This is a genomic window from Lachnospiraceae bacterium JLR.KK002, assembly GCA_036941025.1.
In the GTDB taxonomy this organism is placed as follows: domain Bacteria; phylum Bacillota; class Clostridia; order Lachnospirales; family Lachnospiraceae; genus Petralouisia.
The window spans coordinates 2,022,312-2,039,989 of sequence record JAYMNP010000001.1; the positions used below are offsets into that span (position 1 = coordinate 2,022,312).

Sequence of the window (17,678 nt, forward strand, 5' to 3'; positions counted from 1 at the left end):
GGTAACCACAGCTGTTTTGATATATAATAAAAGAAACGGCGGTGATTCCTATGGCAAGACCTAAAAAGTATAATATCCATCTCACAGAAGAAGAATTTAGAAAGTTGAAATCTGTTATCCGTAAGAAGGAAACTTCAAAAACTATCCGCAGCAGATGCCAGGTTATTCTTGATCTGGACGAGGCGCATGGAAAAGTTTTAACTCATGAACAAAGCGCAAAGTCCAATGGTGTCTGTATGGCAACCGTCACCAATACTGTGACGAAATACATCAATGGCGGCATTGACGCAGTTACTGAATTTAAAAGGAACATAAATTCAGATAATGCAAGGCGCAAGGTTGACGGGCGTACAGAGGCCCGGCTGATTGAACTTGCCTGCGGCCCCGTTCCAGAAGGGCACTCCCGGTGGACAATCCGTCTGCTTGAGGAAAAATCCAAAGTGGTTCTGGAAACCCCTGTGGGCAGGGAGGCAATCCGCAATGCCCTAAAAAAAACAAACTTCGACCTCACAAAAACGACTACTGGTGCATCCCGTCAAAAGAAGACCCGGAATTCATAGCCTGCATGGAGGATATCCCTGATGTTTACGAACGCCCCTATGATGAAAATCGTCCGGTTGTGTGTATGGACGAAAAACCATATCAGCTTTTGGGAGAGTCCAGGGAGCCTTTGCCAATGATTCCCGGAAGTGACCGGAAAACCGATTCGGAATATGTCCGCAATGGTACGGTCAGCATCTTTGCCTTCGTGGAACCGCTCGGAGGGATGCACCATGTGAGTGTCCGGGAACACCGTACAGCCGTCGACTGGGCAGAGGAAATCAGGTATCTGGTGGACATCATGTACCCTGATGCCGAGAAGATCGTCCTTGTGATGGATAATCTGAACACACATAAAGCAGCTTCCCTGTACAAACGGTATCCGCCTGAAGAAGCAAGACGCATCATAAAAAAATTGGAGATACATTATACGCCAAAGCATGGGAGCTGGCTGGACATTGCAGAAATAGAGCTTAATGTAATGACCAGGCAATGTCTCAGCCGCCGCATCGCTGAAACAGGACTGTTACGCAAAGAACTGTCCGCATGGGAAACGGAGCGGAATACAGTGGCGGCAAAGGTCAACTGGCAGTTCCGGACTACTGATGCCAGAATAAAGCTCAGTTCCTTATACCCTGTATTTACTGCTGCCTCTTGATGAGGTGGTAGTAATGCTAAATATCAACAGGTCAGTACACTAGTGTAACGTCTCCAAATAACCCAACTATATATGCAGAATAAATTTTCAGTCTGCAAGGCAGATTTTCAACGGCGTAACGCTGGCTACGTCTGGAAAATCTAAAGTAGCAGATGAAGATTTAGACAAATATAAAGTCGATTTAATTTGCAGACGTCACATTAGCTGTCCCAGTTCCTTCTCCCCTCTACTGATGGAAATAGTCTAAATTGAAATTATTCTGTTTTGCCAAATCTTCTAAAGACTCACCACTTATTTCATAAATCATATACTGCCGTGGCTTTGGTTCGTTAAACCCGGTGATAATGACATAAAACCTGCCATCTGCATAGACCAGCGTTTTCCCATGTGCATCAAGGTTTCCACAAGCCGCCGCCTTGATACCCATATGGTTGCACATATACTGCAGCGCATACCGGCTCGCCGAACAGTCCCCCTTTCCTTTCAGAAAAATATCCCACCAATTATCATTATATAACTCATAGTCAGACGTTGTACTGATATACCATGCTGCCTTTTCTGCCTTTTCCTTCTGCGTCATGGAAGGGGAAATATACTGCTTTTCAAAATCTGTAAATACTTTGTCTATGTAAATATTCAGCTCTGAGTATGCCCGTACTGTTGCTGTCAGTTTTCTTCCATCCTCCAAAACAGCCGTTACTGTTGCTGTCACACATGGGTCAATATAAGCGAGTCCATAATTCAACTGTAACAGCCCATAATCCGTAATCTTAAAATATCCTGCATCCTCCCCGCTAATCTTCCAGTCTCTTACTTCTTTTTTCGATAAGCGATACAAAACATACACTTCTTATTTGTTCTATGTTCCCTGAGTCGGCAGCTTTCTGGCAGTGTCTCAGACCAGGGGAGATATGCTTCCGGTAATTCAGGATGGTTTCGGTGATCGAGATCCGGCAGGCTTTCTAATAAATAACATAGATAGCCAAATACATCCAGATGATTCAGTTTCGCTGTTTCTACCAATGTATATACGATGCCGCTGGCTCTTGCCCCTGCCGGTGAGTCTGCGAACAGCCATGCCTTGCGTCCGGTTGCAAATGGACGGATACTGGTCTCACAGTCATTGTTTGAGATCGGAATGCGCCCGTCTTCCAGAAATGTCTCCAGATATTTTCTCTGGTTTGTTGTATAAGTAAGGGCTGTTTTGAGAGATTCATTGGCAGTATACTTTGCACTGGCCTCTTCTACCCACGCCCAAAATCCCTCCAGGACAGGCCTGCTCAGCTCCTGACGCTTTTGCAGACGCTTCTCGGAAGGTAATGCTTTCAGGTTTTTTTCGATCTGGAACAGGCGGTCACACCATTCCCGTCCCTCTGCTCCCCTGGAACCACTGATCTCCTTTCCGCGGGAATCTAAAGGTATGCTGTCAATGTAATACCTGCGTACATGTGACCAGCACAGCGCCCTGCATATCCCCTCCATGGTGTCATACCCTGTACAGGCATCTGTGACCAGGTACCCATGGAACCCTCTGTAGAGCTTCTCCGCCTCTTTTCTTGCCCGGCTCCTTGCATAATGGAAGAACACTGCTTGTACTGCTTCTTCCCGCCCGCTGCGGATCACCCACATGAATGACTCGCTGCTGGCCTTTTTCCCTGGTTCCCTGTTACATTGGATGCGGGTCTCATCCCCATGCAGGATCCCACAGCCAAGCAGTTCCTGGTGGATCCGCTCATAAATGGGCAGCAGATACTCTTCGCTGCTGCGGATCACCCAGTTTGCCATTGTGGAGCGGTAAAGGCACAGTCCCAGGCGGTACCAGTCCCGCTCCTGCCTTGCCAAAGGGATCCCCATATCATATTTTTTATACAGGATCCCTGCCACTAAAGATGCGCTCGCAAGAGAATGGGGGAACAGGGATACCGGTACTTTCCCTCCCACAAATACATCAGAAGGATGCTCGCTTCCTTCTTTCCCGCACTGGCTGCATTTATAGACTTCCTGTATGTATTGACGTACTTTCAACTGTGCCGGATGAAAGATTACTTCTGTACGGACTGCCTTTTCCCCTACTTTTATGAGCGGACTTTTACATACGGGACACTGCTCTTTGGGGTCTGCAATACATCTTTCCACTTCTACCGGAAGAGCGGCGATCATTTCCGCCCGGACTCCCGGCTGCCGTGCTTTCCTTTTATGCTCTGTGATGACAATCTCTTCCTGGCCCTGTCTGAGGGAATCCAGCAGTTCTTCCTGTCCGAACAGGCTCATCTGTCCCTTTATCTGTGTGACTTCCGTAGAAGGGCCGAACAGCTTCTTCCTTGCATGAAGGAGCGCCTGTGTCAGGTTCTCGATCTGGGCCTGCTGCTGTCTGAGCTGATGGCTCTGTTGTTCGATTGTCTGTTCCTGCTCCTGTACAAGCCTGCGCAGTTCGAGCAGCTCCTGGTATTCAGGTCCAGTCAGCATGGGTGGATTCCTCCTTGATGGTTTCTGACTTTATGATACCATTTTTTGTACGAAAAATCAGCATTTTTCTATCCTGAAAAGGCTTGAAAAATGCTGATTTTACAGGGAATCCACACGATTTTACCGGCATTTTCACGAACCTTAGAAGCACGTATCTTCCAGACGGATCCGTACTGTCTTATGGGCTTTCTTCTGTTCGATAGATAAGCCTTCCAGCAGCCATCTGACCTGCTGGGGTGTGATGTCCCGGATCTCTTCTTTCGACTCTGGCCATTGAAAGACCATGTCCGGAAGCAGTTTTTTTGTTGCAAGAAGAAAACCATCTTTATCAAAACGCAGGGCTTTCAGACAATTCTTTTTCCGATTGCAGAACAGGAACACACAGGCAGGGGTATAGGGATCCAGATGATATCTCAGACTGACCAGAGCAGCCAGTCCTTCGATCTGTTTGCGGAAATCGGTAGTGGATCTATGTCAATACTTTGGACAAAAAAAGTCGAAAGATTATGCTGTTTTTTAAGTTCCTCATCCTCCTTTTGCTGTGGTGTCAAATAACCAATAGAGCTATGTATCCGCTTACGATTATACCAGCCTTCTATGTATTCAAAGATTGCTCTGCGGGCTTCCTTTGAATCTTGGTAAGTATGAAGATATATTTCTTCCTTTTTCAGTACAGAATGAAAGGATTCAATGCAGGCATTATCGTATGGATTTCCCTTACGGCTAAAGGAATGCAGGATTTCTTTCCTGGCCAGGCAGTCTTCAAATGCCTGGCTCGTATACTGACTTCCAAGGTCGCTGTGCAAAATAATCCCTTTTGTATCCCTGACGTTCAGGCACGCATTCTCTACCGCTTTCACTGCCAGTTCCGCTGTCATAGATGTGCCATAGGCATAGCCGATGATTTTACGGCTGCACAAATCCATGACAGATGCCAGATAAGTCCATCCTTCTTTCTGCACATGGATGCAGGTAATATCTGTGCACCATTTTTGATTGATGGTTTCTGTTCCAAAATCACGTTTCAGGATATTCACTTTATCATCTGGGATACTGCCATGATTGGCATGGTGGTTGTACTTCTTTACTACCACAGAGCGCAGTCCCTGCTCTGCCATATGCCTCTGGACCCGCTTGATACTGCAGGGTGTCCCAGCGCCATTGAGTACACGGCATAGTTTGACAGCCCCGTATCTGCGTTTGGAATCCTCAAAGGCTTGTTTCACTTTCCTGCTGAATTCCTCATACTCCATGTTCTTATTTGAAGGTACACAAACCAGAGCCTTGTAATAGGTACTCCTTGAGAATTTCAAAGCACTGCAAAGCTGTGATACAGAGTAGTTGGTTAAGTTGTTCTGGATAAATGCAACAATCTCGGCTATTGTTCTTTTGCGAATATGGCGGTCGCTTTTTTTTATATTTCATTCTCGATCTTAAGGCACTGGAATTCTTTCTGGAGAGCCTTATACTCCTTGAGGGTAACCGTTTCCTCCTCTGATACCTTGACAGGGGAAAGCTGCTTTACCCAACCGCTAATCGTACTCCGATTTACGCCATATTCACGTTCCAGTTGTGGATACGATGTTCCTCCGGCATTATACAGATCCACGATCTGCTGTTTAAACTCCGGAGTGTAAGATTTTTGATTTTTCGCCATGTTGAACATCTCCTTTGCTCTTTCATTTGATAATATAGGTTGTTCAACTTTTTCTGTCCACACTTATATACTAACACCAGCAATCTTCAGATGCGATCCATGAAAGGATAGTTCAAAAGGACAGGATTCCTTCTGTTCAAGTGAAAGCGGAGGAAGCAGTGCCTGTGGGAGTTCTACAAAATCCATAGGAGATACTATTCTTTCCGGATCCGTTCTGCGCATCAGTTTCTTTTCCCAATATTTATACTTGTCATAACTGATCTGATTGCTGTCACACCATTTTCGGACAGACAGGCCGCTCTGCGTTCTCTGCTGAAAGATCAGCAGCCATTCATCATCTGTAAACTTTGTACTCATTTGAAATACCTCCCTTGTGATATCAGGAAAGTATATCAATTGACTGGGAAAGACTCACTACGGTATGTTTTGTACCGCTTACCCTCTTTGCATTGGAGGACATATACGGATTTAAGATAATGGAAAAAGACGGTCTTATCTGCCTTTGCCGGGATTCTTCTAATTCTTCCCCTGTGGATACGGTCAGCGCCATGCTCAGGGAATGGCAGCAGCAGGCAGAAAAACTTGAAAACGGCGAAATCAGCAGGGAAGAATACGATGAATGGCGTTACCGATACCCGGAACTGGACGCCAGCCATCACTGGGCAAAGACGCCTTCCCAAGAAATGAGTGATTACCTCATTAAGAAATCAGAGAAATAGCCAAAGAAATAAATAAGAAAAACCTTGCTGATATTCAGTTTTCATTTCAGAATATCAGTAAGGTTTCCTTATGTACCATATTGAAATATATAAATCATTCCTTGAATAAGAAAAAGTGTTGCCAAATCGTTGCCAGTCACTAAACTATTCTGCTTGCAGCCAGCATAAACACTGGATTTCTCTCATCCTTTGAATTACTCGAACTCATCTCAAATGACCGTTTTTGGGGTCATTTTCAGTGTATTTTCAGCCCTTTTCATACGCCATTTTTCCGCTTTTCCACGTCATCCAAATGGTTTTGAAACTTTTTATTACCAAAACATTACCAAACGACTGCCGCATTACCACTACTTCAATCTGTCCAATAACTTCCGATAATGCCGTTCTCCAATGTGCCTGCTATAACAATCATGCCATTGCCCCTTTCGACTTCACGCTCCTATACGCATTAAGCTCCGCATCCAAATCATCCATTGTCAAATCCAGGTAAGAGAATCCCAGTTTATCATAAATATCAATCAAGTCATTTTTTCGTATTCCCAATATTTCGGCTGCATGTCCATAAGATATTGTCTGCTTTAGAATATAAGGATAAAGCAACAATGCATTTCTTTCAAGTTCTGTAACCTGACTGGATGGTTTCAAGTGGGCCTCCATCTCCATCGGAACTTTAATATTAACATCTACCAATGACATACTACTTCTCCTTCCTGACAATGCCTTACCGGATCTATAATTTCCGGACATAACATAACAACTACCTTGAAAATATCATTATAATTACGATATTATCATTTAAAACCTCTTTGCCAAAATAACTTTATCGGCATCCGATATTTTCAGGACTGTCATTGCCTGCTCTGCGGTCATTTTCATAGCTTCCATAAGGTTCTTGACGGCAGCAAATAAAGTTTCAATTCTTTCCCTGTCAATTCTTTCTTCCATTGCTTTACACACTTGATTCTGGCCTCCTTCCGTCTCCTTGAAATGCCTTACCGATTTTGCAAGTTCCTGATAAAACATATCTACCGCACTTGTGCAGCGGAAATCATGCATCAGCTTCCCCACCGGGTCCGCATCATCTTTATAGCTCCCATTCACATAGATAATATGTGAACCATCCCCGAACAATGTTCCCGTTTCCTGCACTGTCCTTTCCACATGGTACATAGGCAGCCCCATCTTCATATAGTCATTCTTCGTAATGAATATAACATACGAATCATGGATTTCCTTAAATTTCTGCTTTTCCTTCAGCATCTTAGTGTCCAGCATACTGCTATGAAATCTGGCTCTGTGTATGTCTGCCCCGGCATCATCATTTTGCACTTCAATGTCGTACACTTTCCCATCAGAATCCCTGGCGTAAATATCCAATTTAATGGAACGGCCTCCTGTAACCGGATTCTTGTATTCCCTCTGTGCAGTCACTTCTATGACTTTCAGATCATTTCTGCCGAGAATAATATTTAAAACAAGCTCTGTTGCCTCTATATTCCGGTCAAACACAATCGTCATAAAATCATCATCCAACAGGGTAAACCCCGCCAGCATCTTTAAATCTTCTTCCTTATACTTCAATTTGACTATATCACTCAAATCGTCACCTCTTTCTTGCGATAGGCTTATTTTCATTATACCCTCATTTCAGCCATCACACAACCTAAACTTTGCCGCTCCCTAAAGCGTTCCTCTGAATCTCCAATGCGCTACGAAACTGCTCCAGTTCCAAATCAGCCTTCCAATGCTGGTTATCCCTGTCAGGTGCTTCGTCAAACAGATAGGCTGCTCCGTTTATAATATCGACTACTGTCACCACAAGCGCAAGATAATCCTGTCGCAGTTCCTGATAACTGTCACCGGACATAGAGAAATCGCCGGATTCTAACTGCCTGGCGATTTCCCTCATCACATACTGCATCTCCTGTAAAGAGTCCACAATACGTTTTATATTTTCCTGTTTCCCAACAACCACAATATTTGAATAAATACAGCTCCGGGTTATAAAATCCTTTTTATGATGCCCGCTGAGAGCTGCTCTTTCCTCTATCAGCGCCCTTTGCCAGTCACTTGGGCGGAAAGATATGGTGGCATTTTTATGTTTCCCCGGCATCACTATCATCTCCTTCCTGCTCATCATCTGTTCCAGAATTTAGATCATTTAACTGGTCTGCCAGATCCCTTGACTGATTCGGATATAAATGGCTATAGGTATTAAGGGTGGTCTGAATTTTCTCATGTCCCAACCGTTCTGCCACAAGGTTCGGCTGCGCTCCCAGCTTAGAAATCAACAAACTGGCGTGGCTGTGCCGGAGGTCTGCCAACACGCAAGCCACACCAGTATAAAATTTGAAATGCTTGATAGGAATACGGCTTGTCTTTTACTTTTTCAATGAATTTCAGATATTCCTCTTTCGTCCAAAAAAGCATTTCCTCTGCTTTCCCTTTCCCAAGCGGCCCGGCTTTGACAACGGGATTGCTCTTTAATTCGTAAAACCGTACCGCATGATTAAACAATGCGCTCAATTCGGATTGCAGAGTTTTCAGATAAGTCGGCGCATAAGGCTTTCCTTTTTCATCACGATAGGAAATCTGCTCATTCTGCCACTGAATAATATCTTTTGCACGAATATCACACATTTTCTTATTCTCAAAGTACGGTAACAATTTTGTGCGTAAGATATGCTCCTTTGTCAGCCAAGTATTGTGCTTCAGCTTCGGTTTCATATCCCTTGTGTATGCCTGCACAAATTCCCCGAAAGTCATATCCAAGTCAGCCGCTTCTTTCATTCGGAAATGGTGTTCCCACTCCGTAGCTTCTCTTTTGGTCTTGAAACCTCTCTTGACTTTCCGGCAGTTCTTACCCGTCCAGTCATAATAATGGAACGATACATACCATGTTCCACGCTGTTCATCTTTATATGCCGCCATAGTTCGCCCTCCTTAGTTCGCCGCCTGCGCCATGCCGTAGAATTTTTCTTCATAATATTTTCTGCTGACACGTCCAGCGATTGTGATAAAACCTTTTTCTTCCAGTTCCTCATTCATCTGTCGTACTAATTTGTAAGCAAATGGTTTGGAAACACCCAACTCCTGCGCTACCTCCCCGGCAGTTACAAATAGTTCATTCTTCATTCAATATCCTCCTTTTGTTTAGCGTTTTTGTTAAGCTCTGTATTTGAATTATACTTAACATTTCTGTTATTGTCAATAGCTTATTTGTTAAACTTATCTTTTTTATTAAATTTAGCATTTCTGATAAGTTTTTGTTGCTGTATTATCTTAATTATGCTAGAATATATGGAGAATACAGAATTGAGAGGTCAGCTATGGACGTAACGATACGAAAAATACAAAAACAGGAATATCCGTTACTGGATAATTTTCTATATGAAGCAATCTTTATTCCAGAGGGTATCGAACCTCCACCCAAAAGTATTATTTCATCTCCCGAATTACAGATTTATGTTAAGCATTTCGGGGAATCCAAAGATGATTGGGGATTAGTGGCAGAGGTTGGCGGTAAGATTGTTGGGGCTGTTTGGGTTCGCATTATGAACGATTACGGATATATAGATGATGAAACGCCCTCTTTGGCAATCTCTCTTTATAAAAAATACCGGGGTTTTGGCATTGGAACGGCTATGATGAAAGAAATTCTTACCCTGCTTAAATCACATGGGTACAGTCGGGTTTCTCTTTCTGTTCAGAAAGCCAATTATGCGATAAAGATGTATTTAAAGATTGGTTTTGAGATTGTAAAGGAGAATGAGGAAGAATATATTATGGTGTATTACCTATAACAAATTTATAAATAAATTGGAGAAAGGACATTCCATTTATGAGAATCCGACCGTATATATCAAGCAAAGATTACGAATATGTATCAAAATGGATTGATGACGAAAGAACTCATGCTTTTTGGTGTGCAAATCTTTTGCCATACCCCATGACACAAAAATCTTTCCATGATTTATTAGAGAAAAATGCAATGGACTGGACAGACAGTGCTTATGTAGCAACTGAAAACAGCGGACAGGCAGTAGGCTTCTTCTGTTATTCTGTCAATACAGCAGACAATATTGGTTTTCTTAAATTTGTTATTGTTGATAAAACCAAACGTGGAAAAGGTTACGGAAAAGAAATGCTGAATCTGGCTCTACAATTCGCATTTCAGATAACCGGCGCAAAAGCGGTTCAACTAAATATTTTCAGTGAAAACGTATTAGCAAAGCAATGTTATGAAAAAGTCGGCTTTGTTGAAAGAAAGATTGATAAAGATGTATTTGCATATAAAGACGAGTTGTGGAGCAGATGTAACATGATAATTTCAAAACAATCACTCTAATTTTCAGAAAGGATACATGATTATGGTATTAGGAGAACGGATAAAGAGAATACGCACGTTCCGGGGCTTGACACAGCGTGAACTAGGCTTGAAATTGGGATATGAGGAACGGAATGCTGATGTTCGTATCGCACAGTATGAATCCGGCTATCGTGTTCCCAAAAACAACACTTTAATAGAAATGGCAAAGATACTGAACGTCAATTATATCCATTTTATTGGCGTTACTCCCGGTTGCGCCGAAGATATTATGCTTACATTCCTTTGGCTTGACGAAGATGACCGTAGCACGATCCATTTATTTCAGCTTGTTCGCAATCCCGGCAAATGCAACGCTTCTGATGATAAGTCGGTGCGTTACTATGATAATGATGATTGGCCTGCTCATGCCCCAGTGGGTATGTGGCTAGAGTATGGATTAGTCAATGATTTCATGCGGGAGTGGTGTCTGCGGAAAGAACAGTTGAAAAGCGGAGAGATTTCAGAGGACGAGTATTTTGAATGGAAAATAAACTGGCCTGCTACGAGTAGTAGCGTTGATGAAAAAGGAATAGACAAGAAAAATAATAGTTACAAATGGAAAGCTTAAACAACTAGAAAAGGAGAAAAATAATGACTAAAATAATTTCTTTATTTAATAACAAAGGCGGTGTTAGTAAAACTACTACTACTTTTCATTTAGGGTGGAAATTAGCAGAATTGGGATATAAAACTTTAATCGTTGACACTGACCCGCAATGTAATTTAACTGGTTTATGCCTTAATTCCGATAAAGAAAATAAGTTATCAAATTTTTACAGAAAGAATGGTCATAATCTAAAAGAAGCCCTGTCACCAGTCTTTGATAATAAGCCAGAACCATTAAGATCGTCTGTTTGCTATAAATTTGATGATAACGAAAATCTTTTACTACTACCCGGTCACATTGATTTTTCTGAATATGATGCCACTTATAACATTGCTGAAAACTTAGCAGGTTCTATGGTTATGTTCGGGAACGTGCCTGGTGCATTGCGAAATCTACTTTTATTAACTGCTGAAGAATATGCTTTAGACTATATATTATTGGACATGAGTCCAAGCATATCTGCAACAAATGCTAATATTTTAATGGAAAGTGATTACTTTATTATTCCATGTGCTCCTGATTATTTCTGCTATATGGCTATCGAATCACTCACAAAAGTATTTCCTAAATGGAATGACACATATCAAAATTTAAAAAATAATGATATATTTAAAAATGCTACATACAAAATGAAACAAGATTCTCCAAAATTTATTGGCACTATACAACAACGTTATAGACCAAGAAATGGGTCACCTGTAAAAGCATTTTCAGAATGGATAACAGATATAAATAATTTAGTTTCTCAAAAACTTGTGCCTGTTTTGCAAAAAAATAATATGATTGCACCAAATTTAAGGCAATATTGTAGTGAAGATTATAACCTTATTAATATTGCAGACTTCAACAGTTTGATTGCCCAATCTCAAACACATACCACTCCAGTATTTTTATTAACTCAAGAGCAAATCGAACAGTCCGGAAAGGTATGGGCAAATATGAAAAAAAGCCGTGATGATTTTAATGATACGTTTAGTGACTTTGCAAAGCGTATTATCGTAAGCGCCTAATTTCGGGGTAGATTTCATCTACCCACCATATTCTTTATAATGATTGCCAGGAAACGCAAGCGTTTTACTCCATTTGGAAGGCTAGACGTAAGTGTTTCACTCTAATCGAAGGAGTCAATCATTATGCAAAAACGAATTGTCAGAAAAGATGAGCAGATGAAACTCATCATGGAATGCCGGCAAAGCGGGCTTTCCGATTATCAGTGGTGCCAAAGGAAAGGCATCAATGCAGGTACTTTTTATAACTGGGTCAGCAAACTCCGAAAAAGTGGCTATACTATTCCGGATTCCAACAGTAAAACCGAAGGTGCTGCGACCGTTCAGGATGTTGTCAAAGTAAATCTGGTTAGCGGGAATGTACCTGGTCCTGTAGTAGAGCAAAATAATCGCCCTCCGGCATTAAATACGGAACCTGCTGTTGCGGCAGAATTAGTGGCAGGTAATGTTACACTCCGCTTCTTCAATGGTGCAGATCAAAATCTGATCCGGTGTGCTATGCAGTGCCTGGGAGGTGTCAGCCGTGCTTGGTGATATTTCTATTGCTGACAACATTTATATTGTGACCGGATACACTGACATGCGCAAGTCAATAGATGGTCTGTGCGCCATTATCCTGAATCAAATAAAAACCGAGCCGGACAGTCATGCGATTTATCTTTTCTGTGGCAAAAGATGTGACCGCATCAAGGTTCTTTTACGTGAACCGGATGGGTACGTTCTTTTGTATAAAAGGCTGGATGTCGTGCACGGAAAATACCGTTGGCCCCGTAACAGTTCCGAAGTAAAACCGATTACCTGGCAGCAATTCGACTGGCTGATGTCAGGGCTTGAAATCGAACAGCCAAAGGCTCTTCGGACCGCCTGAAACCGTTGATTTTACTGGCTTTTTCGCCGTTTTTGTGGTATACTATTTATAGTAAAACAGGGAGCAAAAACATGGCAAAAAGCAGTAAAGATATCCAGCTTTCAGAGCTTAAGGATCTGATATCACAACTGAATATGACCATTAAAAATCTGAATGAAACCATTGCCAGACAACAACAGGAGAATGATAATCTCAAAGCTGAAATGGCATGGCTCAAGCAGAAACTTTTTGGCTCCTCCAGCGAACGCAGGGCGGAACCGTTCCCCGGTCAAATGGGACTTTTTGATGCAGAAGAAGAAAAAGCACCGGAACTTATCGAGCCTGAAGTCGTTGCACTTCCTAAGAAACCACGGAAGAAAAAGCCAACGCTGAAAGAACAGTTTGAGAATTTACCCACCAGACAGGTACCGGTTGATACATTGTCTGATGAAGATAAAATCTGTTCCATATGTGGAACACAAATGGTTCCGATCGGTACAGAGGTAATCCGTACTGAAATCGTATATACAAGACCAAAGCTGGAGCGCATCGAATATATCGCAGCTACTTATGGCTGCCCTCAGTGTAAAGATACAGAGGAACCCCAGTTCATAAAAGACAACGGTAAATCGGCTTTTATTGAAGGAAGCTATGTGTCAGAATCATTGCTTTCGCTGATTGCTTATCAGAAGTATGGTCTGTATCTTCCGCTATACAGACAGGAAAAAGATTTCCTGCTGCTGAATGCTCCGATCAGTCGCAGCACTATGGCAAAAAATCTTATAACTGCGGCACAGGAGTATTTACAGCCGATGTATGATTTCTTCCATCGAAAACTTCTTTACCGAAGGTTTTTAATGATGGATGAAACACCGGTACAGGTCCTGAAGGAAGATGGCAGGCGGGCCCAGACAAAATCTTACTTCTGGGTGATCCGTACCGGAGAGGATGGTCTGAATCCTATCATCCTCTATAATTACACTCCTACGAGAGCAGGAGAAAATGCAAGACGGTTCTTAAATGGAATCGCCCCCGGATTCTATCTGATGGCCGACGGATATCAGGGCTATAACAAAGTACAGGAAACGAACCGCTGCTGTTGTTTTGCGCATATCCGCAGATACCTTTTAGAATCCATACCAAAGGGAATGGATAAGGATTATACCAATCCCGCAGTCCAGGGATTTCTCTATTGCGAAAAATTGTTCGCATATGAACGGTCCTATCGGGAAAAAGGACTTAGTTATAAGCAAATATACACACGCCGCCTCAAAGATGAAAAACCGGTTATTGAGGGCTTTTTGGCGTGGCTGAAACAGGTGGATCCCGGCAGTAACGGAAAACTCAAAAAGGCAATCACCTATATCCGGAATCGGGAAGACTTCCTGATGACCTATCTTGAAGACGGTCGTTGCAGTTTCAGCAATAATCTCAGCGAGAACAGTATTCGACCAGTAACAGTAGGCCGTAAGAACTGGCTATTCTCTGATTCACCGGAGGGTGCACAGGCTAACACGCTGTATCTCACAATAGTTGAGATGGCAAAAGCCTATGGTCTGGATCTATACAAATATCTGAATTTCCTGTTTGAACAAAGACCAAACAAGGATATGTCAGATGAAGAACTCGAAAAACTGGCTCCGTGGAATGAAAGTGTGAAGGAGCTTTGTAGCATAAAATAGAGTAAAATGCTTGCGTTCCGGATTTCTAGCGTGAGATCCGGAATACATCTTCAGGGATACACCCCGAAATTAGGCGCTTACGTATTATCGAAATTACTAAATAGGTATCAAAAAGGTATCACGCCCCACTTCAAAAGCCGGAAAGTCCGCTGTTTATGCGGCTTCCCGGCTCTCTGTTTACTATTCGAACTCTTTTTCCAGTTCGTTGCAAGTCCTGTTTTTCGTTGCTTTTTCTCACAAAATCGTATCTTTTTGATGCGTTTTTGTTTCTCATTTATATGGTGTCAAAGCTGGTGTACCCAAATTGTATCCATACATGTCTTTTCATATTTTCTTCACACTTTATCCACTTTGAATAAAATCACGAAAAATGCAAATACACCTTGCACCAGCATCAATATCTTTAATCAAGCACAGTCCTTTTCAATAATGCAATATCTTTATTATCATTTCTCGGCTGTATTGATGTAAGAATCTTCTCTTGGACTTCTGGAGACCAATAAATCTTCAAATGTTTCCTTGCTCTTGTAATTGCAGTATAAAAAATATTATGACTAATGTTTTCATCTACCTCGTTAGTTATAACAACCTTTACTGAATCAAATTCCAATCCCTGTGCTTTATGAATAGATACGGCATATGCAACTTGAAATGGAACAATAGTATTAGATGTAATGTCATCGTCATCATCTTCACTTCGTCTTTTATATACCAAAAAACGAACTACTGTATTAGCACACTCATATTCATCAATTATTTCAAAATCTTTCCCAGATGCATCTAATCCATCTAATATTTTATCCAACTCCACATCAAATATAATCACTTCCCCCATAGCCGAATCAAATGTTGTTTCTATACCCCTAATCACTCCCTTCATATTATTGTAAATGACTGGAGCAAATCTTTCAGACTCATTAAACAAAATTGGATCACCGACTTTAAATTGTTGCAATCCCCATTCATAAGATTTATTCTCATTACTCTCTTGCAAGAACCTATTTAAATTATTAATACCATACAGACCATCATAGTTTAAACAAAGAATTATCTCATCTTTTTCTACTTTAACAAAAACAGAATCATCTAATCTCCTAGAATACTCTGAACGCGAAATTAATTCACTAACGTTATCCGTCATATTCCTAACACGATTCCAAAGTTCAAGCAATCGTTCATCTTCACTTCTAAATGGTGCTAATAGCTCATATACGGATGTTTTTGGAATGAACTGTTTCACAATACTGAACCAATTTCCAAATCTAATTGATGCAATCTGAAATGTATCTCCCACAAGGAGAAGTAACTTAAATGAAGCCTTTTCCAGCACCTTCCTCATATGAGCATTGCTTACCGTACTGCATTCGTCAACAATAAGAATATCATATTCTGATTTGACCCTCGAATTAGAAATAAACTTAGCAATGGTTAAATATTCACAATTTACCACATTCACTTTCCTTTTTAAATTATCAACTGCCGGATTTGTCTGTGCCAGAAAGAGTTTATCTTTATCTGAAAAATACTGCGACATTAATTTAATAAAGGTTGATTTCCCTGTACCTGCAGCACCATACAATACCCCTACCATAGAATTAGCAAATATTTCTTTTAACACATCTTTCTTTTCATCACAATAAAATGCCGTATTTTCATTCGCTAGCCACGCTGAAACCGCTATCGAATAATTCTGCAATCCATTTGTAGATAATTGCACAAGTTTATCTAATATATATTTACAGTCCTCCACATAACTATAAATAAATGCGTGATTATTTTGCACTCTAACTTCGCTCTGAGGTCTATGTCCAGAGTATAACCTATTGTTGTATCGCTCTATTAAGGCATTTACATCTCCATATCCCTCCAACTCCCCAATCTGTGTAAATACTGTTCCATTAACTTCTGCATTTATCTTGATATGACGTGCCAACAATTGATCTATTTTATCCTTATAAGTTATGCAATCCAATAATACACTATATCTAACCGTATGGTCTATCGGGGAAAAATTAAAAGGTATTTTATCAAACGGAATACATCCATTTTTCAAGTATAAAGAAAAATAACGACTCTTCATACCATAATATTGAGACTTGATCATGTTGTTATTCATTGAATATAACAATAAACGAAGAATATTCTCTCCCGCCATATTATTATTTATTATTCTTCTGCATTCTGATAATGCATTTAAAACAACTGTCACTTGGGCTTTGTCTCTAATCGATTGTTCTAATATTACATACTCTTTCTTAGACATACAAACAATATCAACAAGATTAATCCTATATCTTGTCATAAATTGGCATAAACTTCTCGTTTCTGAATGCCCTGCATCACTTTTTATGCCCGTTATAATACCACAAAAATTTTTAAATTCACAATCACGAATTGCCACCTCCCACCCTATAATTATATTTATAGGCATTCTTTTATTCATTATTTCTATATCTGTTGGAACAACTAGCATCCTTGAAGCATAGTTACTCATAATTGGAATTTTCGTAAACGCAATAAGACGATCTGTTTTATTATTCCTATCCGTAGCTTCACAGAATGTAATCTCAAAATAACGTCCTCCCTTTACAAAAAAAGGTTTTACCCTCTGAATATAAAAACGACTTCCTTTCGTACAATTTTCAATAATGTCAAATTTTTCAATTTCCTCTGCTATTTTAGCATAATACTCTTGCATCTTAGGATCTACATTTAAGGGAAACTTTTCCAAATTATGCAAAACTCCAAAATTATATTTATCCAAAAGAAATTTTCTTATCTCATATAAATAGTTATAATATTTAAGCATTAAACGCTCTGAATTTTCTTCATCCGGCTTATAGTGTGAAACTACCATTTGTAAAAAATCATGAAATCTTGCAATATTTTTATATTGCCCTTTTGATTCCACATATTTTATACCTTTACAAAGGTTTTCATAATTATCTTCAATATCCTGATTGTTTGCATATATTTTTAACATTACATGCTCAACAAAATGGCGCAAATCTGTGACAACATCCTGTGCCACCTCTCCTCTATCATCTCTTTCGATATTTTCAATATGACGGCAAATCGCATTATCTATACGGTGTATTTCTCTATCTATTTTCTCTGTAGACACTT

The 17,678-nt window shown here is 40.8% G+C and carries 20 protein-coding genes and 1 pseudogene; 10 read left to right on the top strand and 11 right to left on the bottom strand.

The features are described 5' to 3' along the window. Nucleotides 1–50 precede the first annotated feature (50 nt). Nucleotides 51–560, top strand: a complete 510-nt coding sequence (locus VSQ32_09735; protein MEH2943129.1) for a helix-turn-helix domain-containing protein — start codon at nt 51–53, stop codon at nt 558–560. Continuing rightward, nucleotides 530–1,198, top strand: coding sequence for an IS630 family transposase (locus VSQ32_09740; protein MEH2943130.1), 669 nt, complete (start codon nt 530–532; stop codon nt 1,196–1,198). The genes VSQ32_09735 and VSQ32_09740 overlap by 31 nt, the downstream gene beginning before the upstream one ends. 226 nt (nt 1,199–1,424) lie before the next feature. Here VSQ32_09740 and VSQ32_09745 read toward each other — a convergent pair whose 3' ends face one another. The 5 genes from VSQ32_09745 to VSQ32_09765 all read right to left on the bottom strand — a co-directional run bounded on the left by VSQ32_09745 (nt 1,425) and on the right by VSQ32_09765 (nt 5,678). After that, a complete protein-coding gene (locus VSQ32_09745; GenBank protein ID MEH2943131.1) occupies nt 1,425–2,036 on the bottom strand; it encodes a hypothetical protein in 612 nt (203 codons plus the stop codon). Next, nucleotides 2,009–3,664, bottom strand: a complete 1,656-nt coding sequence (locus VSQ32_09750) for an IS66 family transposase (GenBank protein ID MEH2943132.1) — start codon at nt 3,662–3,664, stop codon at nt 2,009–2,011. Before VSQ32_09750 ends, VSQ32_09745 begins: the two co-directional genes overlap by 28 nt. 413 nt (nt 3,665–4,077) lie before the next feature. After that, nucleotides 4,078–5,082 (bottom strand): IS3 family transposase, encoded by a 1,005-nt coding sequence (locus VSQ32_09755; GenBank protein MEH2943133.1) that lies wholly within the window; start codon nt 5,080–5,082, stop codon nt 4,078–4,080. Next, the gene (locus VSQ32_09760) at nt 5,079–5,321 is read right to left on the bottom strand and encodes a transposase (GenBank protein ID MEH2943134.1); all 243 of its coding nucleotides are present in this window, start codon (nt 5,319–5,321) and stop codon (nt 5,079–5,081) included. The genes VSQ32_09755 and VSQ32_09760 overlap by 4 nt, the downstream gene beginning before the upstream one ends. Nucleotides 5,322–5,384: 63 nt before the next feature. Beyond that, on the bottom strand, nt 5,385–5,678 hold the full coding sequence (locus VSQ32_09765) for a hypothetical protein (protein MEH2943135.1): 294 nt from the start codon (nt 5,676–5,678) through the stop codon (nt 5,385–5,387). 119 nt (nt 5,679–5,797) lie between these two features. Here VSQ32_09765 and VSQ32_09770 point away from each other — a divergent pair, with 119 nt between their 5' ends. Continuing rightward, nucleotides 5,798–6,040 (top strand): hypothetical protein, encoded by a 243-nt coding sequence (locus VSQ32_09770; GenBank protein ID MEH2943136.1) that lies wholly within the window; start codon nt 5,798–5,800, stop codon nt 6,038–6,040. A gap of 408 nt (nt 6,041–6,448) precedes the next feature. Here the strand turns inward: VSQ32_09770 and VSQ32_09775 are convergent, their stop codons facing one another. From VSQ32_09775 to VSQ32_09795, 5 genes and pseudogenes are all read right to left on the bottom strand, one after another. Further along, the gene (locus VSQ32_09775) at nt 6,449–6,736 is read right to left on the bottom strand and encodes a hypothetical protein (GenBank protein ID MEH2943137.1); all 288 of its coding nucleotides are present in this window, start codon (nt 6,734–6,736) and stop codon (nt 6,449–6,451) included. A 99-nt stretch (nt 6,737–6,835) separates the two neighbouring features. Then, nucleotides 6,836–7,639, bottom strand: a complete 804-nt coding sequence (locus VSQ32_09780; protein MEH2943138.1) for a PD-(D/E)XK nuclease family transposase — start codon at nt 7,637–7,639, stop codon at nt 6,836–6,838. A gap of 64 nt (nt 7,640–7,703) precedes the next feature. Then, nucleotides 7,704–8,153, bottom strand: coding sequence for a hypothetical protein (locus tag VSQ32_09785; GenBank protein ID MEH2943139.1), 450 nt, complete (start codon nt 8,151–8,153; stop codon nt 7,704–7,706). After that, a pseudogene (locus VSQ32_09790) lies at nt 8,137–8,971 on the bottom strand (site-specific integrase). The gene VSQ32_09785 and the pseudogene VSQ32_09790 overlap by 17 nt, the downstream one beginning before the upstream one ends. Nucleotides 8,972–8,983: 12 nt before the next feature. Further along, nucleotides 8,984–9,175 (bottom strand): DNA-binding protein, encoded by a 192-nt coding sequence (locus tag VSQ32_09795; protein MEH2943140.1) that lies wholly within the window; start codon nt 9,173–9,175, stop codon nt 8,984–8,986. Nucleotides 9,176–9,369: 194 nt separating this feature from the next. Here VSQ32_09795 and VSQ32_09800 point away from each other — a divergent pair, with 194 nt between their 5' ends. The 7 genes from VSQ32_09800 (at nt 9,370) to VSQ32_09830 (ending at nt 14,552) form a co-directional block, all read left to right on the top strand. Further along, nucleotides 9,370–9,843, top strand: coding sequence for a GNAT family N-acetyltransferase (locus VSQ32_09800; GenBank protein MEH2943141.1), 474 nt, complete (start codon nt 9,370–9,372; stop codon nt 9,841–9,843). Nucleotides 9,844–9,881: 38 nt separating this feature from the next. Then, nucleotides 9,882–10,388 (top strand): GNAT family protein, encoded by a 507-nt coding sequence (locus VSQ32_09805; GenBank protein MEH2943142.1) that lies wholly within the window; start codon nt 9,882–9,884, stop codon nt 10,386–10,388. Nucleotides 10,389–10,410: 22 nt separating this feature from the next. Beyond that, nucleotides 10,411–10,977 (top strand): helix-turn-helix transcriptional regulator, encoded by a 567-nt coding sequence (locus VSQ32_09810; GenBank protein ID MEH2943143.1) that lies wholly within the window; start codon nt 10,411–10,413, stop codon nt 10,975–10,977. Nucleotides 10,978–11,000: 23 nt separating this feature from the next. Further along, complete coding sequence (locus tag VSQ32_09815; GenBank protein MEH2943144.1) at nt 11,001–12,026, top strand: ParA family protein; 1,026 nt, start codon at nt 11,001–11,003, stop codon at nt 12,024–12,026. Between the two features lie 123 nt (nt 12,027–12,149). Further along, nucleotides 12,150–12,557, top strand: coding sequence for an IS66 family insertion sequence element accessory protein TnpB (locus VSQ32_09820; protein MEH2943145.1), 408 nt, complete (start codon nt 12,150–12,152; stop codon nt 12,555–12,557). Next, complete coding sequence (tnpB, locus tag VSQ32_09825) at nt 12,547–12,891, top strand: IS66 family insertion sequence element accessory protein TnpB (GenBank protein ID MEH2943146.1); 345 nt, start codon at nt 12,547–12,549, stop codon at nt 12,889–12,891. Before VSQ32_09820 ends, tnpB begins: the two co-directional genes overlap by 11 nt. A 71-nt stretch (nt 12,892–12,962) precedes the next feature. Further along, nucleotides 12,963–14,552: an IS66 family transposase gene (locus tag VSQ32_09830; GenBank protein MEH2943147.1), complete on the top strand. Its 1,590-nt coding sequence runs from the start codon at nt 12,963–12,965 to the stop codon at nt 14,550–14,552. 403 nt (nt 14,553–14,955) lie between these two features. Here VSQ32_09830 and VSQ32_09835 read toward each other — a convergent pair whose 3' ends face one another. Beyond that, on the bottom strand, nt 14,956–17,676 hold the full coding sequence (locus VSQ32_09835) for an ATP-dependent RecD-like DNA helicase (GenBank protein ID MEH2943148.1): 2,721 nt from the start codon (nt 17,674–17,676) through the stop codon (nt 14,956–14,958). Nucleotides 17,677–17,678: the final 2 nt, after the last annotated feature.